General features: G+C 74.3%; 22 protein-coding genes. 10 read left to right on the forward strand and 12 right to left on the reverse strand.

Annotated elements, in window-relative coordinates:
- Nucleotides 1–2 precede the first annotated feature (2 nt).
- Complete coding sequence (locus ACHZ99_RS17465; protein ID WP_420305680.1) at nucleotides 3–1,346, forward strand: UDP-N-acetylmuramoyl-tripeptide--D-alanyl-D-alanine ligase; 1,344 nt, start codon at nucleotides 3–5, stop codon at nucleotides 1,344–1,346.
- A gap of 199 nt (nucleotides 1,347–1,545) precedes the next feature.
- Here ACHZ99_RS17465 and ACHZ99_RS17470 read toward each other — a convergent pair whose 3' ends face one another.
- On the reverse strand, nucleotides 1,546–2,703 hold the full coding sequence (locus tag ACHZ99_RS17470; protein ID WP_420305524.1) for a lipid II:glycine glycyltransferase FemX: 1,158 nt from the start codon (nucleotides 2,701–2,703) through the stop codon (nucleotides 1,546–1,548).
- A gap of 139 nt (nucleotides 2,704–2,842) precedes the next feature.
- Between ACHZ99_RS17470 and ACHZ99_RS17475 the strand changes: the two genes are divergently transcribed.
- The 3 genes from ACHZ99_RS17475 to ACHZ99_RS17485 all read left to right on the forward strand — a co-directional run bounded on the left by ACHZ99_RS17475 (nucleotide 2,843) and on the right by ACHZ99_RS17485 (nucleotide 6,959).
- Entirely contained in the window at nucleotides 2,843–3,952 is a 1,110-nt protein-coding gene (locus tag ACHZ99_RS17475) for a sensor histidine kinase (RefSeq protein WP_420305525.1), read from the forward strand.
- Nucleotides 3,953–4,212: 260 nt separating this feature from the next.
- Nucleotides 4,213–5,802: a peptide chain release factor 3 gene (locus ACHZ99_RS17480; RefSeq protein ID WP_420305526.1), complete on the forward strand. Its 1,590-nt coding sequence runs from the start codon at nucleotides 4,213–4,215 to the stop codon at nucleotides 5,800–5,802.
- A gap of 401 nt (nucleotides 5,803–6,203) precedes the next feature.
- Nucleotides 6,204–6,959, forward strand: a complete 756-nt coding sequence (locus ACHZ99_RS17485; RefSeq protein WP_420305527.1) for a spermidine synthase — start codon at nucleotides 6,204–6,206, stop codon at nucleotides 6,957–6,959.
- Between the two features lie 6 nt (nucleotides 6,960–6,965).
- Here the strand turns inward: ACHZ99_RS17485 and ACHZ99_RS17490 are convergent, their stop codons facing one another.
- Nucleotides 6,966–7,367 carry a MerR family transcriptional regulator gene (locus ACHZ99_RS17490; protein WP_420305528.1) on the reverse strand — a complete coding sequence of 134 codons (402 nt, stop codon included), beginning with the start codon at nucleotides 7,365–7,367 and terminating at the stop codon, nucleotides 6,966–6,968.
- Nucleotides 7,368–7,711: 344 nt separating this feature from the next.
- Between ACHZ99_RS17490 and ACHZ99_RS17495 the strand changes: the two genes are divergently transcribed.
- From ACHZ99_RS17495 to ACHZ99_RS17505, 3 genes are all read left to right on the forward strand, one after another.
- Nucleotides 7,712–9,211, forward strand: coding sequence for a SulP family inorganic anion transporter (locus ACHZ99_RS17495; protein ID WP_420305529.1), 1,500 nt, complete (start codon nucleotides 7,712–7,714; stop codon nucleotides 9,209–9,211).
- A 212-nt stretch (nucleotides 9,212–9,423) separates the two neighbouring features.
- Entirely contained in the window at nucleotides 9,424–10,608 is a 1,185-nt protein-coding gene (locus ACHZ99_RS17500; RefSeq protein ID WP_420305530.1) for an MFS transporter, read from the forward strand.
- A 376-nt stretch (nucleotides 10,609–10,984) separates the two neighbouring features.
- On the forward strand, nucleotides 10,985–12,277 hold the full coding sequence (locus ACHZ99_RS17505; RefSeq protein WP_420305531.1) for a cation:proton antiporter: 1,293 nt from the start codon (nucleotides 10,985–10,987) through the stop codon (nucleotides 12,275–12,277).
- A 6-nt stretch (nucleotides 12,278–12,283) separates the two neighbouring features.
- Here ACHZ99_RS17505 and ACHZ99_RS17510 read toward each other — a convergent pair whose 3' ends face one another.
- The 7 genes from ACHZ99_RS17510 to ACHZ99_RS17540 form a co-directional block, all read right to left on the reverse strand.
- The gene (locus ACHZ99_RS17510; RefSeq protein WP_420305532.1) at nucleotides 12,284–13,009 is read right to left on the reverse strand and encodes a potassium channel family protein; all 726 of its coding nucleotides are present in this window, start codon (nucleotides 13,007–13,009) and stop codon (nucleotides 12,284–12,286) included.
- The gene (locus ACHZ99_RS17515; protein ID WP_420305533.1) at nucleotides 13,006–14,379 is read right to left on the reverse strand and encodes a TrkH family potassium uptake protein; all 1,374 of its coding nucleotides are present in this window, start codon (nucleotides 14,377–14,379) and stop codon (nucleotides 13,006–13,008) included. The genes ACHZ99_RS17510 and ACHZ99_RS17515 overlap by 4 nt, the downstream gene beginning before the upstream one ends.
- 134 nt (nucleotides 14,380–14,513) lie before the next feature.
- Nucleotides 14,514–14,951 carry a glutaredoxin domain-containing protein gene (locus ACHZ99_RS17520; protein ID WP_420305534.1) on the reverse strand — a complete coding sequence of 146 codons (438 nt, stop codon included), beginning with the start codon at nucleotides 14,949–14,951 and terminating at the stop codon, nucleotides 14,514–14,516.
- Nucleotides 14,952–15,020: 69 nt separating this feature from the next.
- A complete protein-coding gene (locus ACHZ99_RS17525) occupies nucleotides 15,021–15,827 on the reverse strand; it encodes a class I SAM-dependent methyltransferase (protein WP_420305535.1) in 807 nt (268 codons plus the stop codon).
- Nucleotides 15,824–17,416, reverse strand: coding sequence for a radical SAM protein (locus tag ACHZ99_RS17530; RefSeq protein WP_420305536.1), 1,593 nt, complete (start codon nucleotides 17,414–17,416; stop codon nucleotides 15,824–15,826). The genes ACHZ99_RS17525 and ACHZ99_RS17530 overlap by 4 nt, the downstream gene beginning before the upstream one ends.
- A 2-nt stretch (nucleotides 17,417–17,418) precedes the next feature.
- On the reverse strand, nucleotides 17,419–17,895 hold the full coding sequence (locus ACHZ99_RS17535; protein ID WP_420305537.1) for a MauE/DoxX family redox-associated membrane protein: 477 nt from the start codon (nucleotides 17,893–17,895) through the stop codon (nucleotides 17,419–17,421).
- A 104-nt stretch (nucleotides 17,896–17,999) separates the two neighbouring features.
- Nucleotides 18,000–18,587: an SRPBCC family protein gene (locus ACHZ99_RS17540; RefSeq protein ID WP_420305538.1), complete on the reverse strand. Its 588-nt coding sequence runs from the start codon at nucleotides 18,585–18,587 to the stop codon at nucleotides 18,000–18,002.
- Nucleotides 18,588–18,788: 201 nt separating this feature from the next.
- Between ACHZ99_RS17540 and ACHZ99_RS17545 the strand changes: the two genes are divergently transcribed.
- A complete protein-coding gene (locus ACHZ99_RS17545) occupies nucleotides 18,789–20,075 on the forward strand; it encodes an APC family permease (protein WP_420305539.1) in 1,287 nt (428 codons plus the stop codon).
- A gap of 22 nt (nucleotides 20,076–20,097) precedes the next feature.
- Complete coding sequence (locus tag ACHZ99_RS17550) at nucleotides 20,098–20,484, forward strand: VOC family protein (protein ID WP_420305540.1); 387 nt, start codon at nucleotides 20,098–20,100, stop codon at nucleotides 20,482–20,484.
- A gap of 20 nt (nucleotides 20,485–20,504) precedes the next feature.
- Here ACHZ99_RS17550 and ACHZ99_RS17555 read toward each other — a convergent pair whose 3' ends face one another.
- Entirely contained in the window at nucleotides 20,505–20,810 is a 306-nt protein-coding gene (locus ACHZ99_RS17555) for a PadR family transcriptional regulator (protein ID WP_420305541.1), read from the reverse strand.
- A gap of 266 nt (nucleotides 20,811–21,076) precedes the next feature.
- Between ACHZ99_RS17555 and ACHZ99_RS17560 the strand changes: the two genes are divergently transcribed.
- Nucleotides 21,077–22,495 carry a hypothetical protein gene (locus ACHZ99_RS17560; protein WP_420305542.1) on the forward strand — a complete coding sequence of 473 codons (1,419 nt, stop codon included), beginning with the start codon at nucleotides 21,077–21,079 and terminating at the stop codon, nucleotides 22,493–22,495.
- A 75-nt stretch (nucleotides 22,496–22,570) separates the two neighbouring features.
- On the opposite strand, the gene ACHZ99_RS17565 is transcribed toward ACHZ99_RS17560, so the two are convergent.
- A complete protein-coding gene (locus ACHZ99_RS17565; RefSeq protein WP_420305543.1) occupies nucleotides 22,571–23,518 on the reverse strand; it encodes a hypothetical protein in 948 nt (315 codons plus the stop codon).
- Nucleotides 23,519–23,667: 149 nt separating this feature from the next.
- A complete protein-coding gene (locus ACHZ99_RS17570; protein ID WP_420305544.1) occupies nucleotides 23,668–24,384 on the reverse strand; it encodes an ABC transporter ATP-binding protein in 717 nt (238 codons plus the stop codon).
- Nucleotide 24,385: the final 1 nt, after the last annotated feature.

A 24,385-nucleotide genomic window follows, 5' to 3' on the forward strand; every position in this document is an offset into this window, starting at 1 on the left:
CGATCCCGCTCGGCCTCCGCGAGATCGCCGCCGTCGTCGGCGGGACCGTCGAGGGCGACGCGGCCGTGACGGTGACCGCGCCGCCCGTCCTCGACGGCCGGCGGGCCGAGCCGGGCGGCCTCTTCGTGGCCGTCGCCGGCGAGCGGGCCGACGGCCACGACTACGCCGCGCAGGCCGGACGGGCCGGCGTGGTGGCCGTGCTCGGCTCCCGGCCCACGCCGCTGCCGACCGTCGTCGTCGACGACGTCCAGGCGGCGCTGCAAGCGCTCGCCGCGCACGTCGTGGCGCGGCTGCGGCGCGGCGGGCTGACCGTCGCCGCGCTGACCGGCTCCCAGGGCAAGACCGGCACCAAGGACCTGCTGGCGGCGGTGCTTTCGGGCGTCGCGCCGACGGTCGCCGCGGCGGACTCGTTCAACAACGAGCTGGGGGTGCCGCTGACCATGCTGCGCGCCGGCCAGGGCACCGAGTTCCTCGTGCTGGAGATGGGGGCGCGCCGCGTCGGCGACATCGCCGCGCTCACCGGCCTGGTCGCCCCCGACGTCGCCGTCGTCCTCAACGTCGGCCAGGCCCACCTCGGCGAGTTCGGCTCCCGCGCGGCCATCGCCGAGGCCAAGGGCGAGCTGGTACGGGGCCTGGCGCCGGGCGGCACCGCCGTCCTCAACGCCGACGACCCGCGGGTCGCCGCCATGCGCGCGCTCACCACCGGCCCCGTACTCACCTTCGGCCGGGCGGCGCACGCCGACGTACGGGTCCGCAGCCTGACGCTGGACGACCGCGGCCGCCCGTCCTTCACCCTGCGGACCGCCGACGCCTCGGCCCGGGTCGCGCTGCCGCTCGTCGGCGCCCACCAGGCGCTCAACGCCGCCGCCGCGGCGGCGGCGGGGCTGGCGGCCGGAGTGGCCCTGGAGGCCGCCGCGCCGGCGCTGGCCAGCGCGTCGCTGTCGAAGTGGCGCCTGGAACCGCGCGACCTCGCCGGCGGCGCCACCCTCCTCAACGACTCGTACAACGCCAACCCCGACTCCACCCGGGCCGCCCTGGACGCGCTGGCCGCCGTCGCGGGGGCCCGCCGCATCGCCGTCCTCGGCGCGATGCTGGAGCTGGGCGAGGAGAGCGACGCCGGGCACCGGGCCGTCGGCGCGTACGCCGCCGCCCGCGCCGACCTGGTGCTCGCGGTCGGCCCGGGCGCCCGGCCCCTCGCCGAGGGCGCGGGGGACCGGGCCGTGGCGCTGGCCGGCAACGACGCCGCCGTCGACTGGCTGCGCCGGAACCTCGCCGCCGGCGACGTGGTGCTCGTCAAGGCGTCCCGGGCCGCGGGCCTCGACGAGGTCGCCGCCGCGCTCACCTAGGGCCTGTCGTTTGGATCTTGTCGGATCAGGGAGCGGCGGATGGTGCTGTGCATCGCAAGGCGGAGGAGGGAGGCGACGCGGAGCGTCGTCGACCGACGACAACGCCGCGAGGTGCAGTGCCAGGCGTCGCGAGCCCGGCGAAGATCCGAACGACAGGCCCTAGCGGCGGCGGCCCCGCGCGCCGCGGCGGGAGTCCCGCCTACGTCCGCGTCCGCCGCCGGGCCGACTCGCGCCGCCGCAGATAGAGGTCGAACGCCCGGTAGACCACCGGCCGCAGCGGCAGGTCCCACTCGCCGACGTACCGCACGGCCCGGCCGCCGGTGCCCGCCTTGAAGCGGATCAGCCCGACGTGCGGGTCGTCCGCGTCCAGGGTGGGGGTGATGCCGCGCAGGTCGTAGATGTCGCAGCCGGCCGCCAGCGCGTCGCGGATCATCGCCCACTGGCAGGCGTTGGAGCCGCGCACCTCGCGCTTGCGGGTGGCGGAGGCGCCGTACGCGTACACCGCGTGCCCTCCCACCCGGACCAGGACGGCGGCGGCGACCAGGTCGCCCTCGTGGTGGGCCAGGTAGAGCCGGACGCGGCCGGGGTCCTCGGCGCCCAGCGCCGCGAACATCGTCTCGAAGTAGCGGAGCGGCCGGGGGGTGAAGCCGTCCCGCGCGGCGGTGTGGACGTACAGGTCGTGGAACGCCGCCAGGCCGTCCGGGCCCGCCCCGGCCGTGACCTCGACGCCCGCCCGGGCCGCCGTCCTGATGTTGCGGCGCCAGAGCTGGTTCATGCCGCGCAGCACGTCGTCCTCGGTCCGGCCGGCGAGCGGGATCTCGTACTTGAACTGCGGGTGCCCGGTCCCGAAGCCGTCCTCCGGGCTCTGCGGCAGCCAGCCGCGGGCCGCGAGCCGGGCGGTCACCCGGGCGCCGACCGGGTCCGCCCAGCCGCCGGAGACCTCGGTGAGCCGCCTGCTGCCGGGGTCGGCGATGCCCTCCTTGACCCGGCCGGCGCTCCAGGTGTGGGTACGCACCGGGGGCCCGAGCCGGATCGCGAACGCGCCGTGCGCCTTCAGGTGGGCGGCCAGCGGATCCAGCCACGCGTCGATGTCGCCGGTCCAGTCGACCGCCGGGCCCTCGGGCACGTAGGCCAGCGTGAAGCGGTCGAGCCGCGGCACCGGGCGGTGCAGGACGAGCCCGGCGCCGACCAGCTCCCGGCCCGCGAACCAGCCGAGGGACTCGCTGCGCCACTCGGTCTTGACGCGGCCCCACGCCGGGGTCTGCAGAAAGCTGACGGACCGCTGTTTCCGCACGAACGCCAGGTGCTCGGCGGCGGTGATCGGTGCGACGGTGCGCCCCGGCTCGCTGAAAGACATGCGACCAGCCAAGGGAGCGGGGTGTTGCGGGCACGTATGCGGTTTTCGATACGCGGACGATACGCGGCGGCTCGTAGCATGGGCGGTATGCGTATTTTGGTGGTCGAGGGCGTGCCCTGCCGGGCCGGGGGCCGCCGCCGTGGATAGGCGGCCGGGCCTGAGCGTCCGCGTCAAACTCACCCTCAGCTACGCCGGATTCCTCCTGCTCGCGGGCGCCCTGCTGCTCTCCGCCATCGGCTTCTTCCTGGTGCGCGAGGGGTGGCTGCGCGTCAACGAGGAGGGGGTGTGGCGGGCCACCCCGGGCACCGACTTCGTACGCGGATTCGCCCCCCTGGCGGCCGCGGTCATGGTGTTCCTCCTGGTGTTCGGCCTCCTCGGCGGCTGGATCCTCGCCGGCCGGATGCTCGCCCCCCTGGCACGCATCACCGACGCCACCCGCATGGCCACCACCGGCTCGCTCTCCCACCGGATCCGGCTGCCGGGCCGCCGGGACGAGTTCCGCGAACTCGCCGACGCCTTCGACGCGATGCTCGCCCGGCTCGAAGCGCAGGTCGCCGAGCAGCAGAGGTTCGCCGCCAACGCCTCGCACGAGCTGCGCACGCCGCTGGCGATCTCGAAGTCCCTCCTCGACGTGGCGCACAACGACCCGACCCGGGAGCCCGGCAAGCTCGTCGACCGGCTGCGCACCGTCAACACCCGCGCCATCGACCTCACCGAGGCGCTGCTCCTGCTCAGCCGCGCCGAACAGGGGGCCTTCACCCGGGAGTACGTCGACCTGTCGCTGCTCGCGGAGGAGGCCACCGAGACGCTGCTCCCGCTCGCCGAGGAGCGCGGCGTCACCGTCGAGACCTCCGGCGACATCACCCCGGTGCACGGGTCGCAGGCGCTCCTGTTGCAGCTGACCACGAACCTCGTGCACAACGCGATCGTCCACAACCTGCCGGCGGGGGGCACGGTCCGGGTACACACCGGCGTCCACCCCGGCGGCGCGGTGCTCACCGTCGAGAACACCGGCGAGGTGATCTCCCCGCGGCTCGCCGCGACGCTGACCGAGCCGTTCCAGCGCGGCACCGAGCGGGTCCACACCGGCCAGGCGGGCGTCGGCCTCGGCCTGGCCATCGTCAGAACCCTCACCCACGCCCACGGCGGCACCCTCACCCTCACCCCGCGCCCGGCCGGCGGGCTGCGCACCACGGTGCAGCTGCCGCCGGCGGCCCCGGGCGCGGCCGGGCCGCCCTGGCCCGCGTAGCGCGGCGGGCCCGGCGGCGTTCGTGGGCCGGGGAGACGGCGACAGGGGACGGAGACGGTCCCCGATCGCGCGATTGCGAACCAACCCTCACGTCAGGGTAGGTTTGTGGCGGGTCGGGTTCCCGGGCGGCGACGGCGCAAGAGGCCCACGCGCGGGTACCGGGTGGCGGCCGAGGACCTCGCCCGTACGCTGCATACGCAGTCGGCGCGGCTGATCGACGCCGCCGGCGGGGACGCCGGACCGGCGCAGGAAGGGGCACGATGAGTGCGGTGGCCGTCGAAGCGGCGCGCAGGCGTACGTTCGCGGTGATCAGCCACCCGGACGCGGGCAAGTCGACGCTGACCGAGGCGCTGGCGCTGCACGCGCGGGCGATCACCGAGGCGGGCGCGGTGCACGGCAAGGCCGGGCGCCGCGGGGTGGCCTCCGACTGGATGGAGATGGAGAAGGCCCGCGGCATCTCCGTCACCTCCGCCGTGCTCCAGTTCGCCCACCGCGGCCACGTGCTCAACCTTCTCGACACCCCCGGCCACGCGGACTTCTCCGAGGACACCTACCGGGTGCTGGCCGCGGTGGACTGCGCGGTGATGCTCGTCGACGCCGCCAAGGGGCTGGAGGAGCAGACCCGCAAGCTGTTCGACGTCTGCCGGCACCGCGGCATCCCCGTGATCACCTTCGTCAACAAGTGGGACCGGCCGGGCCGGGAGGCGCTGGAGCTGCTGGACGAGATCGAGCGCGAGTTCCGCCTCAAGCCCACGCCGCTGACCTGGCCGGTGGGCATCGCCGGGGACCTGCGCGGCCTGATCGACGTACGCGACGACACCCACCTGCTGCGCTACACCAAGGCCCCCGGCGGTGCCAGGGAGGCCGTCGAGGAGCCGGTGCCCGCCGACCGGGCCGCCTCCGAGGAGGGCGAGGACTTCGCCCGGGCGCGGGAGGAGATCGAGCTGCTGGCGGCCGACGGCGCGGTCCACGACCGCGACAGCTTCCTGGCGGGGAAGTCCACGCCGGTGTTCTTCGGCGCCGCGCTGTCCAACATCGGCGTACGGCTGCTGCTGGACGCCGTCGTCGACCTCGCCCCGCCGCCCGGGGCGCGCGAGCTGGCCGGCGGCGGCAGCCGCCCGGTGGACGCGCCGTTCGCCGGGCTGGTGTTCAAGGTGCAGGCGAACATGGACCGTTCGCACCGCGACCGCGTCGCCTTCGTGCGCGTCTGCTCCGGCGTCTTCACCCGCGGCATGACCGTCACCCACGCCGCGTCCGGCCGCCCGTTCGCCACGAAGTACGCCCACAGCGTCTTCGGCCAGGACCGCTCCTCGGTCGACGTCGCCCACCCCGGCGACGTCGTCGGCCTCGTCAACGCCGCCGCCCTGCGCGTCGGCGACACCCTCTACGACGGGCCGCGGGCGGTGTTCCCGCCGATGCCAACCTTCGCGCCCGAGCACTTCGCGGTGGTCCGGCCGGTCGACATCGGCCGCTCCAAGCAGTTCCGCCGCGGCATCGCGCAGCTGGACGAGGAGGGCGTCGTGCAGGTGCTGGTCTCCGACCGGCGGGGCGAGCAGGCGCCCGTGCTGGCGGCGGTCGGGCCGATGCAGTTCGACGTCGTCACGCACCGGATGGAGAACGAGTTCTCCGCGCCCGTACGGCTGGAGCCGCTGCCGTACCACCTGGCGCGGGGCACCGACGCGGCCGGGGCCGCCGCACTCAACCGCTCCCGCGTCGTACGCGGCGAGGCGCTGACCCGGCTCCGGGACGGCAGCGTGCTGGCGCTGTTCCCGGACCGCTGGCAGGCCAACTCCTTCGAGCGGGCCTTCCCCGGCGCCCGCCTGGACCACCTCGTAGCCGCCCACGAGTAGCGGCGCCCGCCCGGCGGACGGCCGCACCCGGCGGGCCCCGGCCGACCTCAGCTCCGCCCCCGACGCCGCCGCCTTCGCCGCCGGGGGCGCCGGACCCGGTACGCCGGCCACCTCACCGGTCCACGGGGCCGACACCGGCAACTCTACCCTTGCGTTAGAGTAGGGCCGCTCGCCGGCGTTCGCGCCGGCCTGCTTCCGATAAGCCGTTCCCGGGCGGGGCGGGCATCGGTTCGCCGCGTGATCGTCCGGGGACGGCGAGGCGCATTCTCCGGCACGATCCGGTGACGGGCGGCGGCCCCGGCCAAACTCCCCGGCCCGCCGACGGCTCCCGTGGTGCTATGGAAGGGGGTACGGGCCGGCCACGGCCGGCCGCCGGAACACCTCCACCCGTACGGAGCCGCATGAGCGCACGTTTCGAAGAGATCGACTGGCAGCCCACGCCGCTGGGCGACATCAGCCTGCGCCGGCGCAGGGAGCCCGCCTCGGGCGCCGACGTCTACGAGGTCAGGCTCGGCGACGAGTTCCTCATGTCCAGCATGTTCACCGCGGGCGAGGTGGCGCTCGCCGAGCTGGGCCTGGAGCCGCTGACCGGCGCGGGCCTGGACGTCGTGGTGGGCGGCCTCGGGCTCGGCTACACCGCCCGCACCGTGCTGCGCGATCAGCGGGTGGCCTCGCTGCTCGTCGTGGAGGCGCTCGGCGAGGTCATCGACTGGCACAAGCGGCACCTGGTCCCGCTCGGCGCGGACCTGACCGGCGACGAGCGCTGCCGGATGCTCCACGGCGACTTCTTCGCCCTCGCCGACGACGACCGCGGCTTCGACCCCGTGGCCCCCGGGCGGCGCTTCGACGCCGTCCTGCTGGACATCGACCACTCGCCCGAGCACGTGCTGCACCCCCGGCACGCGGCCTTCTACCGGCCCGCGGGCCTGCGGAAGCTGGCCGCCCGCCTGCGCCCCGGCGGGGTGTTCGCGCTGTGGTCCAACGACCCGCCGAGCCGGGCCTTCACCGCCGTGCTCGCCGAGGTCTTCCCGGAGTTCACCGGCCACGTCGTCACCTTCGGCAACCCGCTCCAGGGCGGGACGGCGGCGAACACCGTCTATGTGGCCCGTACGGCGTCCGCGGCCCCGCCGCCGCGGCCGGCCGACCCCGGGCCGTGACAGACCTCAGCCCGGCTCGGCGAGCTTGCCGCGGAGGGTGGCGGCGAACTCCTCGGCCATCTCCAGCCGGGCGCGCAGCGTCTCGCAGCGCGCCTCGGCCACCTTGCGGTAGGAGTCCAGCCGCTCGACGAGCCGCTCCCGCTCCCCGGCGGCGGGCGGGTCGTCGGCGGCGGCGAGCCGGTCGGTGACCTGGAGCAGGTCGCGCATCTCCTCCAGGGAGAAGTCGAGCGGCTTCATCCGGCGGATCACCTTCAGGCGGTCCACGTCCGAGTCGGTGTAGAGCCGGAAGCCGCCCTTGCTGCGCGCGGACGGGACGACGAGGCCGACCTCCTCGTAGTGGCGGATCGTGCGCAGCGACAAGCCCGTGCGCTCGGCGACCTCGCCGATCTGCATCCGCCCCTTGGTCATCGTCGCGAACTCCCGTCCGTCTCCACGCGTCCGCCGCTTTCCGAGTGTGTGAATTCCTACCTTACGGTGAGCAGGATCACAGGATCCTGCCCGGCGTTCACCTGGGATCCCCAGGCTGCGGGTCGCTCTCTTCCCTCACGTCAGGGTAGAGTTCCGGCGAGGACGCACCGCCGTGTGCCGCGTCCGCAGACTTCCGGGCAATGATGCCCGACCGGCAGCGCCGGCCTCCCCCCGACGTCCGCGGGGCCGAGCCGTGCCGCGCCGGTGCCCCCGCCCCTCCCGGGCGCGTACGACGCGCGTGCGTCCGCAGCAAGGACCGCAGGCGCTTGATGAGAAACGGTTGCATGAGCGCACTGCTGTCCGCGGCTGCCCGGCCGCGCCTGTCCCGCCCCGACTTCCTCGCCTCCGGCAAGGTCTTCCGCACCGAGGTGCTGGCCGGTCTCGTCGTCGCCCTCGCGCTGATCCCCGAGGCGATTTCGTTCTCGATCATCGCGGGGGTCGACCCGAGCGTCGGCCTGTTCGCCTCCTTCACGATGGCCGTGGTGATCTCCGTCGTCGGCGGCAGGAAGGCGATGATCTCCGCCGCCACCGGCGCGATGGCGCTGGTGATCGCGCCGCTGAACCACGAGTACGGCCTCGGCCACCTCATCGCCGCCGTCATCCTCGGCGGCCTGATCCAGATCGCGCTGGGCGCGCTGGGCGTGGCCCGGCTGATGCGCTTCGTACCGCGCAGCGTGATGGTCGGCTTCGTCAACGCCCTGGCCATCCTGATCTTCCTCGCCCAGGTGCCCGAACTGCACGACGTGCCGTGGCCGGTCTACCCGCTCGTCGCCGCCGGGCTGACCCTCATGGTGCTGTTCCCGAAGGTGACCCGGGTGGTGCCCGCGCCGCTGGTCTCCATCGTCGTCCTCACCGTCCTCACCGTCGCCGCGGGCATCGCCGTGCCCACCGTCGGCGACAAGGGCGAGCTGCCCTCCGCGCTGCCCGTGCCGGGCGTCCCCGACGTGCCGTTCACGCTGGAGACGCTGACCACCATCGCGCCGTACGCCTTCGCCTTCGCGCTGGTCGGGCTGATGGAGTCGCTGATGACCGCCAAGCTCGTCGACGACCTCACCGACACCCGCTCGGGCAAGACCCGCGAGTCCATCGGCCAGGGCGTCGCCAACGTCGTCACCGGGTTCTTCGGCGGCATGGGCGGCTGCGCCATGATCGGCCAGACGATGATCAACGTGAAGACGTCGGGCGCCCGCACCCGCGCCTCGACCTTCCTGGCCGGCGTCTTCCTGATGGTCCTGTGCATCGTCTTCGGCCCGGTCGTCTCCGACATCCCGATGGCCGCCCTGGTCGCCGTGATGGTCCTGGTCTCGGTCGGCACGTTCGACTGGCACTCCGTGCGGCCGCAGACCCTCAAGCGGCTGCCGCTCGGCGAGACCCTGGTCATGGCCGTCACCGTGGTGTGCGTGGTCGCCACCCACAACCTCGCGATCGGCGTGGTCGTCGGCTCCCTGGCCGCCATGGTCGTCTTCGCCCGCCGCGTCGCCCACCTGGCCGAGGTCTCCGGCGTCGTCGACCCCGACGGCGGGCACGTCGTCTACGCCGTCACCGGCGAGCTGTTCTTCGCCTCCTCGAACGACCTGGTCTACCAGTTCGACTACGCCGGCGACCCCGACGACGTCGTCATCGACCTCACCGACGCGCACATCTGGGACGCCTCCTCCGTCGCCGCCCTCGACGCCATCGAGAACAAGTACGCCCGGCGCGGCAAGACCGTCACCATCGTCGGCCTCAACAAGCCCAGCGCCGCCATCCACGACCGCCTCGCCGGCGAACTCACCGGCCACTGACCCCCGGCCGTCTTCACCGCGGCAGCGCCGCGGGCGACCATGAACGGACCACCTCCGCCGTACCCGCCGACCGCAGGGAGAGCCCTCTGAACCCGCCCGCCGACGCCGCGCGGTCCGCCGGCCGCCGCCCGCGCCGCCCCCGCAAGGAGCGCGCCCCGGGCGGCGGCCGCGGCTTCTACGGCTGGCGGATCGTCGCCTTCAGCGCGCTGGCGATGGCGCTCAGCGCCCCGGGCCAGACCCACGGCGTCTCGCTGTTCATCGACCCGCTCATCGCCGACCTCGACATCAGCCGTACGCAGATCTCCACCGCGTACCTGACCGGCACCCTCGTCGGCGCCTGCGCCATGCCCGCGGTCGGCAGGGCCGTCGACCGCTACGGGCCCCGCCGGATCATGGCCGCGATCGGCGCGGTGTTCGGCGCCGTCCTGCTCGCGCTCTCCTTCGTCACCGGCGTCGTCGGCCTGACCGCCGGGTTCGTCGGCATCCGCATGGCCGGTCAGGGCGCCCTCACCCTGGTCGCCACCACCACCGTCGCGTACTGGTTCGACCGCCGCCGCGGGCTGGCCCTCGGCATCACCAGCGCGGTCGGCACCGCCGGCATCTCGCTCGCCCCGCTGCTCGTCGAGCGGCTCATCGCGGACGTCGGCTGGCGCCAGGCGTGGGCCGTCGAGGGCGTGGTCGTCTGGGCGCTGGTCATCCCGCTCGCCGTCTTCGGCATCCGCGACCGGCCCGCCGACGTCGGCCAGCACGTCGACGGCGACCCGCCGCCCGACGGCGCACCCGCCGACGCGCCGCTGACCGGCTGGCCGCTGCGGAAAGCGCTGCGCACCGGCATGTTCTGGGCCGTCGCCGCCTGCCTGGCCACCTCCAGCATGCTCACCACCGGCCTTAACTTCCACCAGGTCGCCCTCCTCGGCGACCGCGGGCTGACCGCGACGGAGGCCGCGGCCAACTTCGTGCCCCAGACCGCCGCCGCCCTCATCGCCACCCTCGCCACCGGCGCCGTCATCGACCGCGTGTCGCCGAAGACCGTCCTCGTCGCCTCCATGGCCGTCCTGGCCGCCGCCGTCCTCGCCGCCCGCTTCGTCGCCCCCGGCTGGAGCGCGCTGGGCTACGGCGCGCTCCTCGGCGCCGCCAACGGCCTCCTCCGCGCCGTCGAAGCCGCCACGTACCCCCGCTACTTCGGCACCGCCCACCTCGGCGCCATCCGCGGCAGCGCCCACACCGTCACCGTCGCCGCCAGCGCCTTCGGCCCCGTCGCCGTCTCCCTCGGCCACGACGTCACCGGCAGCTACCCCGTCACGCTCCTCACCCTCGCCGCGCTCCCCGTCCTCGCCGCCCTCGCCGTCGTCGCCGTACGCCCCCCGGCGGAGGCCGCACCGCCGAGCGGGAAGTGACCGGCCCGTCAGCGAGCGCGCCCGTACGGCGCCACCACCCCCGAGCCGGACCGCCTCCCGCCCTCTCCGTGACGGCCGCGCACATACGGCGCCGCCCCCTGACCCGGGTCGCTCCCGGCCCGTCCGGTGGGCGGTCCGAGGCTGGAGGAGTGCGCGTACGGCACCACCACCCCCGAGCCGGACCGCCTCCCGCCCTCTCCGTGACAGCCGCGCACATACGGCGCCGCGCCCCGACCTGGGTCGCTCCCGGCCCGCCCGGTGGGCGGTCCGAGGCTGGAGGAGTGCGCGGGGCGTGGGATAGGGTTCCCGGCGGTGTGCCGGGAAGTCGGGTCGGCGAGCAGGGGAATGGTTTCTTTGCTGATCGGGGGCTTCTGTCGTGGTACTCATCGCGGTCTTCGGGGTGGCGCTGCTGGTGGCGGTGCTGCTGTCGGGCCTGGCGGCCCGCTCCGTACTCTCCACGTCGCTGCTGTTCCTGGTCGGGGGCGCCCTGGTCAGTGACGGCTTCCTGGGTCTGATCCACATCACCCCGGAGAGCGACCTCGTCAGGATCACCGCCGATCTCGCGCTGTTCGCCGTGCTGTTCACCGACGGCATGCACGTGTCGTTCCCCGCGCTGCGCAGCGCCTGGAAGAACCCCGCCCGCGCCCTGGCCCTGGGCATGCCGCTGGCCTTCATCGGTGTGACGCTGCTCACGCACTTCCTGGTGGGGCTGGACTGGACGACGTCGTTTCTGGTGGGCGCGGTCCTGGCGCCGACCGACCCGGTGTTCGCCTCGGCGATCGTGAGCCGCAAGGAGGTCCCGGCGCGGCTGCGTCAGCTGCTGAACGTCGAGAGCGGGATCAACGACGGGCTCGCGCTGCCCGTGGTGCTCATCCTCATCGCCGCCGCCGGGCCGACCGCGCACGGCGCCGAGGCGGACCTCGGCAAGATCGGCTTGGAGCTGGTCGGCGGCCTGGCGCTGGGGATCGCGGCGCCGGTGGTGGTGAACTGGCTGGTGCGGTTCCGGCTGCTGGGCGCGGAGCCCAAGCTCCAGCCGCTGCTGCCGCTGGCGGTGGGGGTCGTGCTGTACGCGGTCTGCCACCTGACCCACTCCAACCCGTATCTGGCGGCGTTCTCCGCCGGCGCGGTCCTCGCCTCCCTCTCGCCGGAGGCCAAGGGCGCGTTCGAGCCGCTGGGGGAGCAGCTGGCGGAGCTGGCGAAGTTCGCGGCGCTGCTGGTGTTCGGGGCGCTGCTGACGCCGGAGCTGTTCGGCGACCTGTCGTTCGGCGGGTACGTGGCGGTGGTGCTGGCCATCGTGCTGATCCGGCCGGCGTCGCTGCTGCTGTCGCTGGTGGGGACCAGCTTCGACCGGCGCGAGCGGCTCACCGCGGCGTGGTTCGGGCCGAAGGGCTTCGCGTCGGTGGTCTACGGGCTGCTGGTGTTGCAGGCCCAGGTGCCGCAGGGCCAGGAGGCGTTCACCCTGATCGCGGTCTGTATCGCGTTCTCGATCGTCGCCCACTCCAGCACCGACGTGCCGATCGCCCGCATGTTCGACGTCGGGGACCTCGTCGGCCTGTCCGACGACACGGGCAAGAAACCCCAGGAAGACAAGAAGGACAAGCAGGATAAGAAGGCCGGCGGCGCCGTCCCGCGGCAGCCGCGGGAGGGCGCGGACCGCACCCGGTCGTAGCCGCGCTCAGGTGAGTTCGGCGAAGGTCTCGACCGCCTGCGTACGGCCCGTGACGATGATGACGTCGCCCTTCTCCAGCACCGTCTCGGCCGTGGCGTACGTGAACTCCTCGCCCGGGCGTTTGATGCCGACCACGGTGACGCCGTGGTGGGTGCGGACGCGGCTCTCGCCGAGCGGGACGCCGATGGCGAGCCTCGGCGCCACGGTCTTGGCGAGCGCGAAGTCGTCGTCGAACTGGATGAAGTCGAGCATCCGGCCGGTGACGAGGTGGGCGACGCGCTCGCCCATCTCGTGCTCCGGCAGGATGACGTGGTGCACGCCGAGCCGTTCGAGGATCTTGCCGTGCTGACGGCTGACCGCCTTGGCCCAGATGTTCGGCACCCCGGCGTCCAGGAGGTTCGTGGCGACCAGGATGGACGCCTGGATGTCGGTGCCGATGCCGACGACCACGTGGGTGAAGTCCTGGACGCCCAGCTGCTCCAGGGTGTGCGGGTCGGTGCAGTCCGCGGCGGCGGCGTGGGTGAGCGCGTCGCTGTACTTCTGGACGAGCCGGGCGTCGGTGTCGATGCCCAGGACGTCCCACCCGCGGCGCGTCAGCTCGTCGGCCAGGGAGCCGCCGAAGCGGCCCAGCCCGATGACGGCGATCCTGTCCGCCCCGCCCGGGCGGCGCGCGGCGGCCTGCTGCTTGCCGCGCCGGCGGTGGAGGTGGTGCCGGTAGTTGCTCATGGTCATCCAATGACGGGGCGTTCTTCGGGCAGTTGGTAGCGGCGCGTGCGCTCGCGCAGCGCGAGGGCCGAGACGAGGGTGATGGGACCGACGCGGCCGACGAACATCAGCAGGACCAGGACGACCTGCCCGGCCGCGGGGAGGTCGGCGGTGATGCCGGTGGACAGGCCGACGGTACCGAAGGCGGAGACGGCCTCGAAGAGCACCGCCTCGAACCTCTCCTCGGTCATGGTCAGCAGTACCGCGGTGGCCGATATCACCAGTCCGATGGCGAGCAGGGCGACGGTCAGCGCCTGCCGCAGCGCGGCCGGCGGGATGCGGCGGCCCATGGTCTCGGCGGCGGGCTCGCCGCGTACCTCCGCGGCCATCGCGACCGCGAGCACCGCGAAGGTGGTGACCTTGATGCCGCCGGCGGTCCCGGCGCTGCCGCCGCCGATGAACATCAGCACGCAGGTGACCAGCAGCATCGCCGGGTGCAGCGCGTCGATGTCGACGGCGTTGAAGCCCGCGGTGCGGGTCATGGCCGAGTGGAAGAAGCCGCCGAGGAGCTTCTCGCCGGTGGCGTACGGGCCGAGGGTGGCGCCGTTCGTCCACTCCAGCGCGCAGGTGAGGGCCGTCCCGGCGGCCAGCAGGGCGGCGGTGGTCGTCAGCGTGAGCTTGGCGTGCAGCGACCAGGTGCGCCGGCCGCTCACCCGCCGCCGGTGCCGGTGCCGCAGCACCTCCAGCAGCACCGGGAAGCCGAGGCCGCCGCAGATGACGGCGGCGGCGACCGGCATCGTCACCCAGGGGTCGGTGGCGTAGCGGGTGAGGCTGTCCGGGTGCAGGCCGAAGCCGGCGTTGTTGAAGGCGGAGACCGCGTGGAAGACCGCGGAGTACACGGAGTCGCCGACGCCCTGGTCGTAGCCGAAGCGGAAGCGGAGCGCCAGCAGCGCCCCCACCGACAGCTCCACGATCAGCGTGGTGCCCGCCACGCCGAGGAGCACGCGGCGTACGTCGCCCAGGCCGAAGGTCTTCGTCTCCGCCTGCGCGGTCAGTTGCAGGCGCAGCCGGAGCCGGCCGGCGACCAGCAGCGCCAGCAGCGACGCCAGGGTCATGATGCCGAAGCCGCCGACCTGGATCAGCGCGAGGATCACGCCCTCGCCGAAGGCGCTCCAGTGCGTCCCGGTGTCCACCACCGTCAGGCCGGTCACGCACACCGCCGAGGTGGCGGTGAACAGCGACCGCACCGGGCCCGTCGCCGAGCCGTCCTCGGCCGCCACCGGCAGCGACAGCAGCAGCGTGCCGAGGAGGACGACGAGGCCGAAGGCCAGGACGACGAGCCGCGCGGGGTGCGTGGCGGCCAGTGACCGGCCGGTCGAACGCAGCCAGTCTCCCACTACGGCCCCTCTCCCTGCCCCGGGGCTGCCGCGCAACCGGCGTCAGGACTCCGTCAGCACCCGTCTCCCTCTGATCTCTTCCTCACCCTAGCCGCCACCGGGGCTTCCGGCTCCGCGTGGCTGCGCCGCCTCCCTTACGCGGACGAGGAGACCTGCTCCCGTACCCAGCCGGGATCGGGGTTGGTGTGCGGCTCGCCCGCGACGACGACCGTCGGCACGGTCTCGTCGCCGTCGTTGGCCGCCCGCACCGCGGCGGCTCCGGCCGGGTCACGGTGGATGTCGACCCAGTGCAGCCGGTGGGCGCGGCGCCCCAGCCGGAGGCGCAGCCGCAGGCAGTAGGCGCACCCCGGCCGCCAGAAGACGACGGGCCGGCCGTCGGCGGCGCTGCGGCGCTGTGCCTCCAGCGCGCCGATCGACCCCGGGAACAGCAGGGGCGAGTTCACCGCCGCGAGCAGCGCGAACACCAGCAGGACGGCCACGGCGGCGGCGGGGCTTCCGCCGAGGCCCAGCGCGGCCGCGGCGGCTGAACCGCCGAGGAGGAAGAGCAGGGGCCGGATCCACACGGGCCTCATGATGCCGCATGCGGGCACCTCCCGGCCCGTACGTGAGCGGACTCACGTGCGGGCCGGGAGGTGCGGCCGTCAGGGGGACTTCTCGGCGATCAGCAGGGCGTAGCCGAGGGTGCCGTCCGCGACGGCGGCGCGGGCCGCGGCCAGGGCGGCGGGGGCGGCGCCGAGGTCGATGCCGGCGGCGGTGAGCCGGTCGGCGGCGGTGAGGCGCAGCAGGTTCAGGCGGGCCTCGATCTGGTCGACCATGCGGGACATGGCCGCGTCGTGGCGCTCGGTGCGTACGGTGCGCAGCCCGGCCGCGGCCAGGAGCCGGGTGTACGCGGCGGCCGGCCGGGCGTCGGCGATGCAGGCGATCCGCGCGGCGAGGCCGGTCAGCGCGGGCGGGAGCCGGTCGGGTGCGGCGGTGACGTCGGTGAGGCCGAGCCGTCCGCCGGGCCTGAGGACGCGGGCGAACTCGGCCGCCGCCCGCTCCTTGCCGGGGAACGTGCACAGCGCGCACTCGCAGACGACGGCGTCGAAGGCGCCGTCCGGGTAGGGCAGGCGCTCGGCGTCCCCGGTGGTGAAGACCGCCCGGCCGGCGAGCCCGGCGGCCTCGGCGGCGGTCCGGGCGTGGGCGGTGTTGGCCGGTGCGTAGTCCACGCCGTCGACGCGGCAGCCGTGGGCGCCGGCGAGGAGGAGGGCGGTGGTGCCGCGGCCGGAGGCCACGTCCAGCACCCGGCTGTCCGGGCCCGGGTTCAGGTGGCCGGCGAGGCGGCGGGTGAGGGCGGTGCCGCCGGGGTGGTAGGAGTCGCCGAGCAGCAGGGCGACGGCGTCGGAGGAGTACGCGGCGGCGCAGCAGGCTTTCAGCTCGTCGGCCGCGGCGCCCGCCTCGCCGGTCACCGCCCGCCCTCCTCTGCTTCGGGTACGGGCCCGGCGGGGGCGGCGGTCTTCGAGCCGTACGGGGTGTCGGCGAGCCGGCCGGCGAGCGGCAGCGCGTTGGGGGCGACGTCGGCCACGGGGACGCCGGACATCTGCGCCCGGACCTCCTCGCGGTAGCCGACGGAGTTGTAGGCGCAGAAGGGGATGAGCCTGCCGTCCGGGGTGATCTCCTCGACGCAGCACTTCATCAGCTGCTTGACGTTGAGGGTGTACGGATCCTGGAAGTCCTGCACCACGATCATGAACGCCTTGTCGTCCAGCTGCCTGACCGCCTCGGGCAGGTCGATGCCGCACGTGTCCGTGCAGTCCAGCGCCTCGGCGGCCGCGCGCAGCTGCTCCTCGGTGGTCGCGGTCCCCATGAACGCCGACGCCGACCACAGCTTCTCCAGCGCCTCCCGGATCCCGGGGTCGGGCATGACGCGGTTGGTGACGTAGTCGAGGTGGTCCTCGACGTTCAGCAGCCGGGGGATGGGCACGACGGTGCGGTTGCCGGGCTCGCCGTCGACCAGCAGGTACGTGATGGCGCGGCAGGTGGGGAAGCAGCAGGGGACGGGGAAGAAGTCGCCCTTGCGGAACCAGCCGGGCAGCTGCTCCTCGACGAGGCGGATCACGTCGGGGTTGGTGAGCCGGTTCAGCGGGTCGAAGGGCACGTGCCGGCCGGCGTGGGTGACCGGCTGGAAGGCGACCGAGCGCACCGCGGGGTGGTCCACGCCGTACTCGATGATCGCGCCCAGCTCGTGCTCGTTCAGGCCGCGCTCGATCGCGGCGACGAGCGTGACGGTGAGCCCGGCCGCCGCGCAGTTGTCCAGCGCCCGCTGCTTGAACGCGCGCAGGTCCCGGCCCCGGATCTCGGTGTGCGTCCGCGGGTCGAAGCCGTCGAACTGCAGGTAGACGTTCACCGACTTGCCCGGCACGCGGTTGCGCTTGCCCAGCTCGGCGGCGAAGTTCCGGTCGGTGGCCAGGCGGATGCCGTTGGTGTTGAGGGTGACGTTCCTGATGGGCCGGTCCTGGGCGAGGTCGACGAAGTCCAGGATGTGCTTGTGGATGGTCGGCTCGCCGCCGGAGAACATCACCACCTCCGGCTCGCCCTCCGCGGCGACGAAGGCGTCGAGCATGGCCGCGCACTGCTCGCGGGTGATCGAATAGCCGTCCGGCTGGTGGCCGGAGTCGGCGAAGCAGATCGGGCAGTCCAGGTTGCAGCCGGTGTTGACCTCGATGATGCCCAGGCAGGCGTGCTGCTTGTGCTCCGGGCACAGCCCGCAGTCGGCCGGGCAGCCGTCCCGTACCTCGGTCTGGAAGGCCAGCGGGAGGGTGCCGGGCTTGTTGAAGCGGGCCGAGGACAGGTACTCCTCCGCGTCGCCGTAGACCAGGGCCTCGAACTCGCCGTGCTCGCGGCAGCGCTTGCGCAGGAAGACCTGGTTCCCACGGATGTTGACCTGGGCGTCCACGGGCGTCTTGCACAGCGGGCAGACGGACTTGGTGAACTCGATGAACACCTCCTCCCGGTCCCGCTTCGTGTCCCGCCGGGCCGAGCCTGCGGTGGGGTCCACCGTCATCGCGTCCTCGCCTTCGCCGTGCCGTCGTGGTCGATGGAGCGGTCGGAGCGGGTGCGGTCGCTGTGCTCGCGCCGGGCGACGCGGACGCCGCGCAGCAGCAGCGCGGCGTACAGCAGGGTCAGCGCGTCCTGCGCCAGAACGGCGGGGCCGAGCCGCTGGGCGAGATGGGCCCCGAAGCAGCCGCAGTTGTCCACCGTCAGCCCGCGGGCGTACCCCTGCACCGCGAGCGCGCTCCACACCAGCGACACGGCCGTGTACGCCGCCACGGGCGCGAGGGCCGCCGAGCGCGGCCGGGCCAGGAACCACACCCCGCACCCCAGCTCGCCGGCGATCAGCAGCACGGCCAGGGCGCGCGCCGCGGCGCCGTGCACCACGTCGTACGCGCCGAGGATCTCCGGCATCTCGCCGAAGGCGGCGAGCTGGCCCAGAGCCATCGCGGTGTAGATCACGCCGAGCACGAGGCGTAGCACCATGCTCACCACGGTACGGGCCCGCGGGGGCGCGGGAAATGCGGCCGCGCGGGGGCGGACGCCGCCCGTGCGGCGGGCGGTTCAGCGGCGGCCGCGCCGCGGGCGGTTCAGCGGCGGCCGGCCCGCCGCTCCGCCTCGGCGGCGACGGCGGCGAGGGAGTCGGCCACCGCCGCCTCCCACCGCCCGGCGACCTTCGCGCCCCACCACGCGCCCAGCCCCCACAGGTCCGTGCCCAGCTCGCCCTCGTACACCAGCCGGGTCTCCCCCGGCGGCTCCTCGGCGAGGACGAAGGACTCGGTCACGTGCGGCACCGGGCCGCGCACGAGGCGGAAGTCGACGCGCTCGGGGCGGGTGAAGCGCACCGTCTCCACCGTCACCGCGGTCAGCCGCCTGCCCGCGACCGGCGTGAAGTGCTCGGCGAGCACCAGGTCGCCGCCGCGCTCCAGCACGTGAAGCTTGTCGCGCATCGCCCGCGGGGTACGGCCCAGGTACGGGCCGGCGACCACGTCGAACACCACCTCCCGGGGCGCCGCGACGCCGACGGTCCGCGGCCCCAGCGGCCGCGTCCGCCGCCCCGCCCCGACGTCGACCGGGACGGCCCCGGTGACCAGTCCGAGCCACCCGGCGGCCGCCCCGGCGCCGAGGCACGCGGCGGCGAGCGCCGCGTTCCGTACCGGCCGGGTCCTTCGCGCCATGGTTCCTCCAGGTCGTCTCCCGCGCCCTTCCGGACGGTTCACGCTACGGCACCCGTGGCGGAACGGCCGTTCTCGACCGGCCGTTTCCCGATCCCGCACCAGGCGGTCGTCGTCGAGGCCGGCGGGCCCCGCGGCGGGGTGCTTCTATCGTGTTCCGATATCGGATACCGTAAGGACCCGTTTCCGCGGAGGAGTGCACCCATGAGCAAGCCGTCGACCCCCGCCGGGACGCCGGACGAGCTGCGGCGGCGGCTCGGGGTGCCCGACGCCGTGACCGTCGGCCTGGGCGCGATGATCGGCGCGGGGATCTTCGCCGCGCTCGGCCCCGCCGCGCGCGCCGCGGGCTCCGGGCTGCTGCTCGGCCTGGCGCTGGCCGGCGCGGTCGCGTACTGCAACGCCACCTCCTCCGCCCGGCTCGCCGCCCGCTACCCGGCCTCCGGCGGCACGTACGTCTACGGCCGCGAACGGCTCGGCGACTTCTGGGGCTACCTCGCCGGCTGGAGCTTCGTCGTCGGCAAGACCGCCTCCTGCGCCGCGATGGCGCTCACGGTCGGCTCGTACGCCTGGCCGGACCACGCCCACGCCGTCGCCGTGGCCGCGGTGGTGGCGCTGACCGCGGTCAACTACGCCGGGGTGCAGAAGTCCGCGCTGCTGACCCGCGCGATCGTCGCCGCCGTCCTCGCGGTGCTCGCCGCGGTGGTGGTCGCGGCCCTCACCTCCGGCACCGCGGACGCGGCCCGGCTGGACATCGGCGCGGACGCCACCTTCGGCGGCGTACTCCAGGCGGCGGGCCTGCTGTTCTTCGCCTTCGCCGGATACGCCCGCATCGCCACGCTCGGCGAGGAGGTCGCCGACCCCGGGCGCACCATCCCCCGGGCCGTCCCGATCGCGCTCGGCATCACCCTCGTCGTGTACGCGGCCGTCGCCGTCGCCGTGCTGGCGGTCCTCGGGCCGGCGGGCCTGGCGGACGCCGAGGCGCCGCTGTCCGACGCGAGCCGGGCGGCGGGCGCCGGCCGGCTGGAGCCGGTCGTACGCGCCGGCGCGGCCGTGGCCGCCCTCGGCGCGCTGCTCGCGCTGATCCTCGGCGTCTCCCGCACCACCCTGGCCATGGCCCGCGACCGGCACCTGCCGCACGCGCTGGCCGCGGTCCACCCCCGGTTCCAGGTGCCCCACCGGGCGGAGCTGGCCGTCGCCGCCGTGGTGGCGGCGGTGGCCGCCACGGCGGACGTACGCGGCGCCATCGGCTTCTCCTCCTTCGGCGTCCTGGCGTACTACGCCGTCGCCAACGCCTCCGCCTGGACCCTCACCCCCGACGAGGGCCGCCCCCCGCGCGCCGTCCCCGCCCTCGGGCTGGCCGGCTGCCTGGCGCTGGCCCTCGCCCTGCCCCTGTCCTCGGTCGTCCCCGGCGCCGCGGTGCTGGCCGCCGGGGCCGCCGCGTACGCACTCCGCCGGAAGACGGCGGCCCGCCACGACCGGGACGCCCCCTGAACCCCCGAAAGGACCGGAACCCATGAGCCGCGTATCCGTCCGCTACATCGTCGACGACGTCGACGCCGCGGTCACCTTCTACACCGCCCACCTGGGCTTCACCCTCGACCGGCGGCCCGCGCCGGAGTTCGCCGCCCTGGCCCGCGGCGACCTGTACCTGCTGCTGTCCGCCCCCACGGGCCCGGGCGGCGCGGCCCAGACCATGCCCGACGGGCGGCGGCCCGAACCGGGCGGCTGGAACCGTATCCAGCTGACGGTCGACGACCTGGACGCCACGGTGGCCGCCCTGCGCGCCGCCGGGGCGGAGTTCCGCAACGACGTCGTCACCGGCAGAGGCGGCCGGCAGATCCTGCTCGACGACCCGGCAGGCAACGCCGTCGAACTCTTCGAGCCCCCCGCCCCCCGGTAGCCGCCGCGCGCCTCCGGACGCTACGCCGTACCGTCGCCGAGGACCTCGCGGGCCAGCTCCGCGAGCGCCGCGCGGTCCTCGGCCAGGGCCTTCCTCCCGGCGTCGGTCGCCCGGTACACCCGCCGGGCCCGGCCGTCGACCACCCGCTGCTCGGAGACGAGCAGCCCGTCCGCCTCCAGCCGGTGCAGGGTCGGGTACAGGGTGCCGGGGCTGATCCGGTAGCCGTGGGAGGCCAGTTCCTCGGTCATCCACGCACCGTGGATCTCCTCCTCCGCCGCGTGGTGGAGGATGTGCAGCCGCACCGCACCACGCTGGAACTCCCGCACCGAGCCCACCTCCGGCAGTGACGAAACCGATATCGGCCCCCGATTCTACGCCCCCGCCGAATCCCCGGGCCGCGCCTCCCGGCCCGGGAGCGGTCCCCGCCGCGGCGTACCGCTACTGGGCGGGCTGGTGCTCCCCGGCATGCCGGCCGTGTCGCTGCTCCGGAGAAACCTGTTCGACAGTGATCACCCCGCGGTCGGTAGGGTGCTCGCAGTGTCGGCCCTCGGGGTGGGCCGGGGGCCGGGGGTGCGGGATCGAGGGGGAGCGCATGCGGGTTGCGAGGCCGGTCGTGGGGGCGCTGGCCGTGCTGGGCCTGGTCGCCGGCTGCGGGTCCGACTCCGGCGGTGACGGCGGCGGCTCCGGCGGTGCGGGCAAGGCGGAGACGGACGGCGGGCAGGCGGCCGGGCCGGTGGGGGAGGCGCCGGTGCCGGAGGCGTACGACAAGGGCAAGGGCTGGTCGCAGCCGCTGGAGTGGATGTCGGGGTCGACGTCCCCGGCGATGCCCGTGACCGCCGCGCCGCGAGCGGACACCGTGGCGTACCTGCTCGGTGCCTCCGGGGGCTACACCGTCGAGGCCCGTGACGCCGGCTCCGGTGAGCTGCGCTGGTCGAGCAAGCCGTGGACCCCGCCGCCGCCCGTCGAGGAGGCGTCGGGGGACGGCGCGCCGAACATCCCGAGCGTGACCACCGTCGAGCAGGACGGCCGCGAGTACGTCGTCGTCTGGGCCCACGGGATGCAGGGCAAGGACGAGTTGCACGACGGCAAGGAGGTCGTGCGGCTGGCGGCCTTCCCCGCGGACGGCTCCGGCGCGGGAACGGCGCCCGTACGGCAGGTCTCCGTACCGGTGGACGCCACTTCCGGCGTGCAGGTGCGCGACGGCGGCGACGGGGCGCTGGTCACCTGGGAGCCCGTCGGGTCGGACACGTACGGCGTGGCCGTGGACGTGACGACCGGCACGAGCACCGCCTTCGGCTACGAGGACCTGAAGCTGCCGCAATGCGGCCCGCTGTCGTGTATCGCGGGCAGGGTCGTCGCGGCGGGCGACGACGGCCCGCTGGTGGGCATGGAGAGCGGTGGCTTCGGTGTCCCGGGCGTCTGGTTCAACGAGGACTTCGCGCCCGAAGGGGTGTGGAAGGACCCGTACGGCGACGAGATCAACGGCCGGGTGACGGCGGCTTCCCCCACGCACGTGGCCGCCGTCTGGCGGGTCGGCGAGGCCGGGTTCGACGCCGACCACGCGTGGTCGGTGCACGACGCGCGGACCGGGGAACTCCAGGCGCGGATGGACTGCGACGCGGAGGACGTGGCGGAGCAGGGGAGCGTGTGGGAGCCGGCGTCCGGCGAGATGCCGGAGCTGTCGGTGTCGCCCAACGGCCGCTACGCGGCGGCGGGCCCGGCGGCGTTCGACCTGGAGACCGGCGAGGGTGTCTGCCTGGCCGGCGACGGCGACCGCAAGGAGATCCACTTGCTCTCCGTCACCGACGACGGGATCGGCTACGGGTACGTGGCCGAGGAGGCGGAGGGCCCTCAGACCGTGGTGCAGGTCGCTCTCGGCACCGGCGAGCCCGAGGTGCTGCCGACGGGCACCGACCTCCCGTTCCGTCCGCTGCGGGACACCGCGCTGTTCCTCCCCCTGATCGGCGGCGGCGACACCCCGGTGGTGCAGGTGCTGCACCGGCGCCGGTAGGGCTCCGTGAGGTGTCGACGAGGCGGCCGGGCAGGCCGCCTTGATCCCGCTCGTTGACGAGCTTCACCGGGGACGCTAAATCTCCCGCACGTGGGGTGCCCGCAGGGGGCGCGGGTCCGTGCGGACGTCGCGACGGGCGGCGTCCCACTCCGCCGCCCCGTTGGGTGTCGCCAGGTCGTCGGGGACGGGGCGACCGGTCACGGCCAGATGCTCGGCGAAGCCGTACCGCATCCGTCGCAGGTCCCAACCCGGCCACGCGGCCCGGACATCTGCGAGCAGCCGGGCGGGGAGGTAACCATGGGGCCAATACCGCAGCACGCGCCGGTCCAGATCGATGACCAGCCCCGCACGGACGTACTCTCCCTCCTCCGGAGTCGGGTAGGGGATCTGTCCGCGAAGCCTGTCCACAAACGGGTGTCCGTGGATGAGCCAGGGCAGCAGCGTGTCGGTCCAGTCCCAGGTCTGGGTGAAGAACTGGTAATCGAGAACGCGGAGTTCGGCGGTGATCAGAGTGACAAGGTCAGATTCTTCGTACCAGTCGTACCAGTTCGTAAGGGCGACGTCCTGGTGAACCACGAGCTCGAACCGGTCGGCGTTCCAGGTCGAATGCCCCTGGTCCCGCTCCCCGAACGGCAGCTCGGCCAGCGGCGGGACCTCCAGCCCTCGGTACGGGGCAACCACAGGAAGCGCCTCGGGGATCACCTCGGCCAGTTCCTCGCGGCCGCCCCACGCGAACCCGGCGTCCCACCCCGCCCAGACCGGCGCCGTCCGGAACCGCAAGTCCAGGCTTTCCCGGTGATGGTTGTCCCCCGGACACGAGTAGGCCCGGAACACGCGATCCCGCAGGTCGATGGCGACGCCCTGGCAGTACCAACCATGGAAGCGACCGGCCCCGACCTCGTCGAGCGGCACACCCTCGCGGCGCAGCCCCGCGATGACCTCCGCCCGGCTGTCCTGGTCGAGCAACTGCCAGGTGCCCCATTTGGCGTGGCGGAACCGGCACGACCCGTCGGTGTCCCGCAACAAGTACCCCGTCCAGCACCCCACCGGCACACGATATCGAGGGGCGCGGCTCGGGGATGGTCGAACGGTTGGTACGGGCCCCGCCTCCGCCGCCGCCACGCACCTCCATGATTCGCCGCAGGATCCCTTGCCGTGTCGGCCGCGACCGTTCACGCGTTGAGCTGTTCCGTGAGCTTCCCTTTGCGCAGGGTCAGCACGCGGTCGGACTGAGTGGCCAGTTGCTGGGAGTGGGTGACGACGACCACGCAGGTGTGCCGCGTGTGGGCGAGGTCGCGGAAGGTGTCGACGATGCCCTGGGCGGTGTCCTCGTCGAGGTTGCCGGTGGGTTCGTCGGCGAAGAGGATGTCGACGTCGCAGGCCAGGGCGCGGGCGATGGCGACGCGTTGCTGCTGGCCGCCGGAGAGCCGCTGCACGTTGCGGGTGGCTTCGGCCTTGTCCAGCCCCAGGTGCGCCAGCAGGTCGAGGGCGCGGGCCTTGCGGCTGCCCTGGGCCGGCTTGACGCCGGTGATCTCCATGGCGGTGGTGACGTTCTGCAGCGCCGTCATGTAGGTGAGGAGGTTGTACTGCTGGAAGACGGTGGCGGCGTGCCGGTTGCGGTAGCGGCCCAGGCCGATGTCGGCCAGGTTCCGGCCGTTGAAGCTGACGGTGCCCTTGGTGGGTGCGTCCAGGCCGCTGGCGAGGCTGAGCAGGGTGGTCTTGCCGCTGCCCGAGGGGCCGAGGATGGTGTAGAAGGTGCCGCGCTGGAAGGTGTAGTCGATGTCCTTTAGGACGGCCGTCCGGCGGCGCTGGCCCGCGTAGATGTGGGAGACGCCCGCCAGGCGCAGCAGCGGGGCGGGGCCGGAGGCGTGGGTCGCGGTGGTGGTCATG

Source organism: Streptomyces sp. MAR4 CNX-425 (assembly GCF_048656465.1).
Taxonomy (GTDB): domain Bacteria; phylum Actinomycetota; class Actinomycetes; order Streptomycetales; family Streptomycetaceae; genus Streptomyces.